Raw genomic sequence first — 7,055 nt, forward strand, 5'->3', positions numbered from 1 at the left:
AGTATCGTTGCTTTCAGCGTTTTTCAATTCAGGGCAGGGTACCCTAAATTGGGATTTTCCGGAAGTGTATCCTCACTTCCTGTCCTTGCTGTTTTACCCCTCTATTAGTTAAAGTCAGGAGAACCGGGAAAATGCAAAAGAATTTGGCAGGTAGTACGGGAACTGAAAATATGGTATGATTATGGGCAGGATATCAGAAGAATCAGGAGTTGAATAAACTGTGAAGAAAGAAGAAATTTTTGAATATGTGAAGAAACAGTATGGTACGGTGCCGGAGTATTTATGGGCACAATCACCAGATAATGCTGTGCTACGACATAAGAATGGAAAATGGTATGCTGTGGTCATGACGGTTGAAAAATCGAAACTGGGATTAGAAGGAAAAGATCCGGTTGATATCATGGACGTAAAGTGTGATCCGGACATGACGAATATGATTATTCAGACTTATGGATTTTTACCTGGATACCATATGAATAAGCAGCACTGGATCACGATTTTACTGGATGGTTCTGTCAGTGAGGCTAAGACACTGGACTTTTTGGATATGAGCTATGACCTGATTGACGGAGCAGGCAGAAAAGAAGAAAATGTAAGTGGATTACAGTGATTTTTGAGCAAAAGGAAAACCGGGGATTTTACTCCTCGGTTTTCTGGCTGTTGTGCTTCAGTCTTCAACTTGAAAAATATCTTCTACAGGCACTTTCAGGTAATGTGCCAGCCGGATTGCAATCTCAAGAGAGGGATTACGTTCTCCACGTTCGATGCGGCCTATAGTCTGGCTGCAGGAACCTATGGCTTCAGCCAAATCTGCTTGAATGAGATTCCGTTCTTCACGAATATCTTTTAGTGTATTATTGATTGCCATTCAATCACTTCCTTTGCTTATTGTTATCAGCAGGATCATGAACCTGCTGTTGAAATCTAATGAAATCCCGGAATTTCTGCACCTTTGCATTTCCCGATTACTTTTCCAAATATCTTAAAAGAGTCAGATTCCAAAACCTGGATAGGACGATATTTTTGATTTAAAGAGATCAGATAAACACCATCTGGCTCATCGTGTAATTCCTTGATGTAAGTATTGCCGTTGAGATAGAAGATTCCAATTTCACCATTAGCAAGAGAATCTTTTTTTTGAATCCATGCAACATCACCTGTATGATAAAGTGGCTCCATACTGTCACCGGAAATCCGTACACCAAAGTCAGTCTGCTCAGGAGCAAGGTGTCCTACGTCATAGGTTTCTTTTACAGAATCCTCCAGGTAATTTCCAGTACCAGCAGAAACTGGTTCCCAGGTAATTTCTACAGGATGATGGAATGGGATAATCTTTGCAGACAGTGGAGAAAACTTTTTAGAAGCTTTCAAAATATCAGCAAATTCAATCAATTTATTTCTGCCTTCTTCATTCAATCCACTCATAATGTTATATGGGTTTTCTCCAAAGAAGGATTCATATATATCTTCGATATCAAGTAACTGGCAAAGTGTCAGGAAAACATGTAAAGCTGGTTCTCGTGCATTGGTCTCCCATTTGGAGATTGCTTTTGTAGTGACCTGAATACCTTCCTGAGAAAGCAGGTCTACCAGATCTGATTGAGAGTATCCTTTCTTTTTTCTATTTTCTGCTAATATTTCCCCGAAATCACGCATTTGTTCGCCTCATTTCTATTTGAATTTTCTATATGCATTATACCGTATGTTAGAAATAAAATCAACAATAATCTCCAAAATGGAGAAAATACAACCAAGATGTCACTTGACTATCTCCGAAATGTCGATATATACTAAACATACAGAGATTGATAAGACATTATGTTGAAGGAAACAGCTGGGAGGTGAAAAGTTTGAGTGAGCGTGTGATCCTGCATAGTGATATGAACTGTTTTTATGCCAGTGTGGAAATGCTGCATCATCCGGAATTTACCGGAATGCCGCTGGCAGTCGGTGGCGATCCGGAAGCCAGACATGGGATTGTGCTGACAGCAAATTATATTGCAAAGCAAAAAGGTGTAAAGACCGGAATGGCATTATGGCAGGCAAAACAGATTTGTCCGGAAATCATATTTGTACCACCACGGATGGATTTGTATTTGAGATTTTCACAGATGGCAAGAGAAATTTATTCGGAGTATACGGACAAGATCGAGCCATATGGAATTGATGAAGCCTGGCTGGATGTATCGGACAGCAGAAATCTGAAAGGAAGCGGAATGACGATTGCAAGAGAAATCAGCCATCGGATTAAATACGAACTGGGTGTAACGGTAAGTATTGGAATTTCCTGGAATAAGATTTATGCGAAACTTGGTTCAGATTATAAAAAGCCGGATGCAATCACAGAGTTTAATCGAGAAAATTATAAAGACAGGATATGGCAGCTTCCAGCGTCAGATTTGCTTTATGTCGGAAGACAGACAAATAAGAAATTGCAAAAACTTGGAATCCGGACAATCGGGCAACTTGCGGAATCAGACGAAAAGTTGTTAGAGAGTCATTTTGGAAAAATAGGAAATGTATTATGGGCTTTCGCAAATGGCTGGGATGAAGATCCGGTTTGCAAGGAAGGGTATGAAGCTCCAGTAAAGTCGATAGGTAATAGCACCACAACACCGAGAGATCTGGAAAATGATCTGGATGTTTGGATCATTCAAATAGCATTGGCAGAAAGTGTAGCTGCACGATTGCGGAAACATGGATTTAAATGCAAAACAGTAGAAATTACAGTTCGAGATAATGGATTGTATAGTTTTTCCAGACAGATACATTTACGACAGCCAACGAATATTACAAATGAGATTGTAACTGCAGCATTTCAGCTATTTAAAGATAATTACAAATGGGAACATCCCATTAGAAGCCTGGGAATCCGAGCTGCGGATCTTGTGTTAGATGATATTCCCGTGCAGTTGGATTTATTTGGAAATCAGGAGAAAAAAGAAAAGTTAGAGAAGCTGGATCGTACTGTAGATGAGATAAGACGACGGTTTGGATATTTCAGTATACAGCGAGCGGCAATGTACCAGGATAAAGTCTTATCCCACTTAGACGCTGGTACGCACACGGTCCATCCACACAGTTATTTTCATGGGTAATTGGAGGGATAGATTTGAAAAAAGCATTAACCAGAAAACAGGAAGAAAGTTATCAGTGTATTTTGAATTATACGAAGGAGCATGGATATCCGCCGACAGTTCGGGAATTTGGAGAGTTGATCGGGGTGAAATCAACATCATCTGCTTTTTCCAGAATCAAGCAGTTGGAGCAAAACGGATATATCCGAAGGATTCCGGCATCGCCAAGAGCAATCGAGATTTTATAGTGAGGTGTCGGCATGAACAAAGTATATGTAGATGTAGTGGCAGAGTTTCGGAAAGACGGACAGCTGGTTCCCATATTTTTTACATGGGAGGATGGAAGAAAGTATAGCATTGACAGAATTTTGAAAATCGAGCGATGCGCCAGCAGAAAGGCAGGCGGTGTAGGAATGATGTACACCTGTATGATACAGGGACAGGAAAGCCATTTGTTTTACGAAGTGGATAAATGGTTTATGGAGAGAAAAACAGCATAAGGAGAGATAGGTATAGACGATATTATTTGGATTATTAACCGGCAGGGATAGTCACTTTCCCTTTATATTCCTGCAGGTTTTACATAAGAAGATGGATTCCGGTCAGCAAAGGCAACTCCCACAATGCCTTTTGGATATCCGCTTCTGCAAATTGTAGTAAGTAATTGCTTCCCATCAAAATCATGGGGAAAGCGAACTGGTCTGAAAGACCGCCAGTTAGTGTGATGATGATAAGGAGATTTTGAAACTGATGACAGACAGAGATTATGCAATTAAATCAATGAAAGAGATTACCTTCCAGATGGCAAGCCATGCACAGGATTATCTGGAAGTTACAATCGAAAGACATTATACTGATATTAAAGAACTGATGACAAGTTACCAGAAGCTGATTTTGGAAAATCAGGTCGTATTGGAAGAACTGGATATGGAGTGCCAGGAGAAGATCAATGAAGATATGGCATATGCGTTAAGCTACCTGAGCATTTATAATCATCAGCTGAACGTGCCAAAGATGCACCGGGAGATGAATAACCTGATGATTATTTATGGACTGTCGGACATGATCTATCGGGGAATGACACTGGTGAAATTTTATGCTCCCAATGGTGTGACACTCAGTGAAATTCTTCATTCCTGCTTTTGCAGTCATTACAATAAGACAGATGTGGAAGTGCAGCAGGAACTGGGAATAGGCAGGACTTCTTTTTATAAGATGAAGAAGCAGGCCCTTGGATATTTAGGATTTTATTTTTATGAGATCGTGGTACCGCAGGCAAAGGATAAAAGATTTAAACCGTCACTGGGCGTAGAGGAAGAGTAGGTGAGTAATATGAGATACGAAGATTCGATGAAAGGTGTAGCTGCTCAGATAATCAAAGAACAGCAGCGAGCCAGTAAAATAAAAAACAATCCAGAAGAGTTCCATTGGCATGACGAATATGCAACGTTGAATTTCTTTCGGTTTATCTGCAAAAATATCGGTAACTTGGGAAATGGAGAAATTGAGAAAATGGTCACACGCTTGAAAAGCATAGATCAGAAAGCAGTGGAAAACCATGTGAATGGTGCTGTTTGGGCATTTGATTATGATAAGATGTTCTGTGTACTGATGGAAAATGAAATTTGCCGAAAGGTGTGTGAAAAGAATAAATATAATAGTTGGATGAAGTTGATTGGACAGTATTGTGTTTCAAGGACTTAAAGACGAAGAAAGTTGTTGGAGAGAAATAATTTCCAGCAACTCTGTCTTTAATGAATAGAGTTCATTTTTTTATTCAACTATTCCCATGATATATACAATATGTAAATTTGCAATTCAAATATCAGTTTATGCTAAGTGTAATAATAATAATTACTATTATTGACAAGAGAATAATTATCATGTAAAATACAGATATACAAGAAACAAAGTGTTAGAAAAAATTGCTATGAACTTGGTAAAAAAAATAAATCGACATTGAAAAGGGAAAATGACTATGATAAAATATGAATGTGAACCATGTGGATATATTTATGATCCGGCAGTAGGAGATCCAGACGCTGGTATCGATCCAGAAACTGCATTTGAGGATATTCCAGATGACTGGACATGCCCAATCTGCGGATTAGGAAAAGATGTTTTCGTTCCTGTAGAAGACTAAGAAGAAAATGCAGGTACGAAACTGCCAGACATTAAAAGAGTCTAAGAGAACATATAAAAGAAATGGAGGTCAAATTATGACTTACGATTTAAACATTACCTTTGATGACAATTTAGTAACAGGAAATAAAACAATCGATACACAGCACAAAGAATTGATTGACCGTATTCAGAACTTTGTAATTGCCTGTCAAAATGGCGACAGCAAGGTAAAGGCGATCAAACTTCTGGATTATCTTAACGAGTATACTGACTTTCATTTTAAAGAAGAAGAAGCACTTCAGGAAAAAGCCGGTTATCCAGAGCGTGAAAAACATTATGAAAAACATGAAGAGTTTAAAAAGACAATTCAGGAACTGTATGAATACCTTCAGGAGTATGAAGGACCAACAGATCGGTTCAGTGAACTTGTACAGAAAAATGTAATCGACTGGCTGTTTGGACACATTAAAACATACGACCGCTCTGTGGCAAAATTTATCTTTATGAAACAAAATCCAGACCGATGCTAAAATAAACCAGGGAACGAGTTCACTCAGAATGTAGACAACGTGATGAAGTAAACTAGGGGCTGTCACAATGCAGTCCCTTTCCTGTTATAGCGATATTCTAGGTAATATATTGCGCTGGCATGACATATTATTTTACTACTACTATATGGGAAGAGCAAGCAGCTCTTCTTTTTTTGTCCTTTTTATCCAATTTTAAATTGTAAAGTCTCTTTTCATTCGACAAAATTCTCCACAGACAGAGGATATGCGACGAGCATTGATATGAACATCTATTTATGGAAAGAGGATATTGAAGACGGGGAATCGGTAATGACAGCCGAATATAGATCTGTAGAATACGGAAAGGACTATGATGTTGTCAATAATCCTGATAAATTTCAACTATATATAGATGGAAAAGAGATTAAATAGTAATCTCCTGAAAGCAAGCTTTTTGTCAATTATTTCAAAGAAAAATTAAAGGATAACAATACATAGTTATGACAATGATATTTTGAAAAATTTTATAGGAATGCTCTATTATCAAATTGACATAGGAATATGGTAGCGTATAATTAGAATTGAATACACTGAAAAAATGGAGGAATTACATGAAAGCACATAAATATTGGTCAGTAGGAGCATTGATCACAATGCTTGGGACTTTTTACACTGGATATAAAAAGCAAAAATCAAGTCACAAATACTTTGCTTTAAGTTCTATGTTATGTATGGTAATGGCGATATATACAGGTCATAAAATGATTACCGGGAATAGGAAGAAAAAGGCAAATAAAGAGAAAGATACAGAAAGGGAGGGATAAATAATGTTGGAAGTAGGGGTTAAGGCACCGGATTTTGAGTTGCCAGATCAAAATGGGAAAATACATAGATTATCGGATTATACAGGAAAAAAAGTGATTTTATATTTCTATCCCAAGGATAATACAGCGGGATGCACGAAACAGGCATGTGGATTTTCTGAGCGATACCCTCAGTTTACCGAAAAAGGAGCAGTTATTCTTGGAGTCAGTAAGGATTCTGTATCCTCTCATAAGAGATTTGAGGAAAAATATGGACTGGCATTTGCACTTTTAGCAGATCCAGAGCGGAAAGTTATTGAAGCATATGATGTATGGAAAGAAAAGAAAAATTATGGCAAAGTCTCTATGGGAGTAGTAAGAACCACATATTTTATTGATGAACAGGGGATTATTATAAAGGCAAATGATAAAGTCAAGGCTGCAGATGATCCTGAAAATATGCTCAAGGAATTAGATTAATGAAGATAATATTATCCCCTGCTAAAAAGATGATTACAGATACTGACAGCATAGCGCCGGAT

At 38.0% G+C, this 7,055-nt stretch carries 13 protein-coding genes; 11 read left to right on the forward strand and 2 right to left on the reverse strand.

The genetic code is table 11. The features are described 5' to 3' along the window. Positions 1-220 precede the first annotated feature (220 nt). Positions 221-610 carry an MmcQ/YjbR family DNA-binding protein gene (locus I4V44_RS14295; protein ID WP_012744272.1) on the forward strand — a complete coding sequence of 130 codons (390 nt, stop codon included), beginning with the start codon at positions 221-223 and terminating at the stop codon, positions 608-610. A 57-nt stretch (positions 611-667) separates the two neighbouring features. On the opposite strand, the gene I4V44_RS14300 is transcribed toward I4V44_RS14295, so the two are convergent. Both I4V44_RS14300 and I4V44_RS14305 read right to left on the reverse strand, forming a co-directional pair. Further along, a complete protein-coding gene (locus tag I4V44_RS14300) occupies positions 668-868 on the reverse strand; it encodes a helix-turn-helix transcriptional regulator (protein ID WP_005344265.1) in 201 nt (66 codons plus the stop codon). Positions 869-924: 56 nt separating this feature from the next. Continuing rightward, the gene (locus I4V44_RS14305) at positions 925-1,656 is read right to left on the reverse strand and encodes a helix-turn-helix domain-containing protein (RefSeq protein WP_008688138.1); all 732 of its coding nucleotides are present in this window, start codon (positions 1,654-1,656) and stop codon (positions 925-927) included. 194 nt (positions 1,657-1,850) lie between these two features. On the opposite strand from I4V44_RS14305, the gene dinB reads away from it, so the two are divergent. The 10 genes from dinB to I4V44_RS14355 all read left to right on the forward strand — a co-directional run bounded on the left by dinB (position 1,851) and on the right by I4V44_RS14355 (position 6,993). After that, the gene (gene dinB / locus I4V44_RS14310) at positions 1,851-3,098 is read left to right on the forward strand and encodes a DNA polymerase IV (RefSeq protein WP_196002869.1); all 1,248 of its coding nucleotides are present in this window, start codon (positions 1,851-1,853) and stop codon (positions 3,096-3,098) included. Positions 3,099-3,112: 14 nt separating this feature from the next. After that, positions 3,113-3,325 carry a hypothetical protein gene (locus I4V44_RS14315; protein ID WP_023922630.1) on the forward strand — a complete coding sequence of 71 codons (213 nt, stop codon included), beginning with the start codon at positions 3,113-3,115 and terminating at the stop codon, positions 3,323-3,325. 12 nt (positions 3,326-3,337) lie between these two features. Further along, on the forward strand, positions 3,338-3,577 hold the full coding sequence (locus I4V44_RS14320) for a hypothetical protein (protein WP_005344271.1): 240 nt from the start codon (positions 3,338-3,340) through the stop codon (positions 3,575-3,577). A 250-nt stretch (positions 3,578-3,827) separates the two neighbouring features. Continuing rightward, positions 3,828-4,400: a hypothetical protein gene (locus I4V44_RS14325; protein ID WP_012744267.1), complete on the forward strand. Its 573-nt coding sequence runs from the start codon at positions 3,828-3,830 to the stop codon at positions 4,398-4,400. Positions 4,401-4,409: 9 nt separating this feature from the next. Then, positions 4,410-4,781 (forward strand): hypothetical protein, encoded by a 372-nt coding sequence (locus I4V44_RS14330; protein ID WP_196002870.1) that lies wholly within the window; start codon positions 4,410-4,412, stop codon positions 4,779-4,781. A 274-nt stretch (positions 4,782-5,055) separates the two neighbouring features. Beyond that, positions 5,056-5,220 (forward strand): rubredoxin, encoded by a 165-nt coding sequence (gene rd, locus I4V44_RS14335; RefSeq protein WP_020993356.1) that lies wholly within the window; start codon positions 5,056-5,058, stop codon positions 5,218-5,220. A gap of 76 nt (positions 5,221-5,296) precedes the next feature. Then, positions 5,297-5,731 carry a bacteriohemerythrin gene (locus tag I4V44_RS14340; protein ID WP_019161195.1) on the forward strand — a complete coding sequence of 145 codons (435 nt, stop codon included), beginning with the start codon at positions 5,297-5,299 and terminating at the stop codon, positions 5,729-5,731. Between the two features lie 261 nt (positions 5,732-5,992). Continuing rightward, entirely contained in the window at positions 5,993-6,142 is a 150-nt protein-coding gene (locus I4V44_RS14345; RefSeq protein WP_182437916.1) for a hypothetical protein, read from the forward strand. 179 nt (positions 6,143-6,321) lie between these two features. Further along, complete coding sequence (locus tag I4V44_RS14350; RefSeq protein ID WP_005421604.1) at positions 6,322-6,534, forward strand: DUF6219 family protein; 213 nt, start codon at positions 6,322-6,324, stop codon at positions 6,532-6,534. 3 nt (positions 6,535-6,537) lie between these two features. Further along, entirely contained in the window at positions 6,538-6,993 is a 456-nt protein-coding gene (locus I4V44_RS14355; protein ID WP_118585714.1) for a peroxiredoxin, read from the forward strand. Positions 6,994-7,055: the final 62 nt, after the last annotated feature.

It is taken from the genome of Blautia sp. 1001283B150304_161114_C9 (assembly GCF_015668165.1).
GTDB lineage: Bacteria > Bacillota > Clostridia > Lachnospirales > Lachnospiraceae > Blautia_A > Blautia_A wexlerae.

Excerpts from the sequence above, each read along its gene's own strand:
- I4V44_RS14355 (WP_118585714.1), top strand. The coding sequence starts at position 6,538 with ATGTTGGAAGTAGGGGTTAAGGCACCGGATTTTGAGTTGCCAGATCAA.
- I4V44_RS14345 (WP_182437916.1), top strand. The coding sequence starts at position 5,993 with ATGAACATCTATTTATGGAAAGAGGATATTGAAGACGGGGAATCGGTA.
- I4V44_RS14300 (WP_005344265.1), bottom strand. The coding sequence starts at position 868 with ATGGCAATCAATAATACACTAAAAGATATTCGTGAAGAACGGAATCTC.
- I4V44_RS14325 (WP_012744267.1), top strand. The coding sequence starts at position 3,828 with ATGACAGACAGAGATTATGCAATTAAATCAATGAAAGAGATTACCTTC.
- I4V44_RS14305 (WP_008688138.1), bottom strand. The coding sequence starts at position 1,656 with ATGCGTGATTTCGGGGAAATATTAGCAGAAAATAGAAAAAAGAAAGGA.
- I4V44_RS14350 (WP_005421604.1), top strand. The coding sequence starts at position 6,322 with ATGAAAGCACATAAATATTGGTCAGTAGGAGCATTGATCACAATGCTT.
- I4V44_RS14320 (WP_005344271.1), top strand. The coding sequence starts at position 3,338 with ATGAACAAAGTATATGTAGATGTAGTGGCAGAGTTTCGGAAAGACGGA.
- I4V44_RS14330 (WP_196002870.1), top strand. The coding sequence starts at position 4,410 with ATGAGATACGAAGATTCGATGAAAGGTGTAGCTGCTCAGATAATCAAA.
- I4V44_RS14340 (WP_019161195.1), top strand. The coding sequence starts at position 5,297 with ATGACTTACGATTTAAACATTACCTTTGATGACAATTTAGTAACAGGA.
- rd (WP_020993356.1), top strand. The coding sequence starts at position 5,056 with ATGATAAAATATGAATGTGAACCATGTGGATATATTTATGATCCGGCA.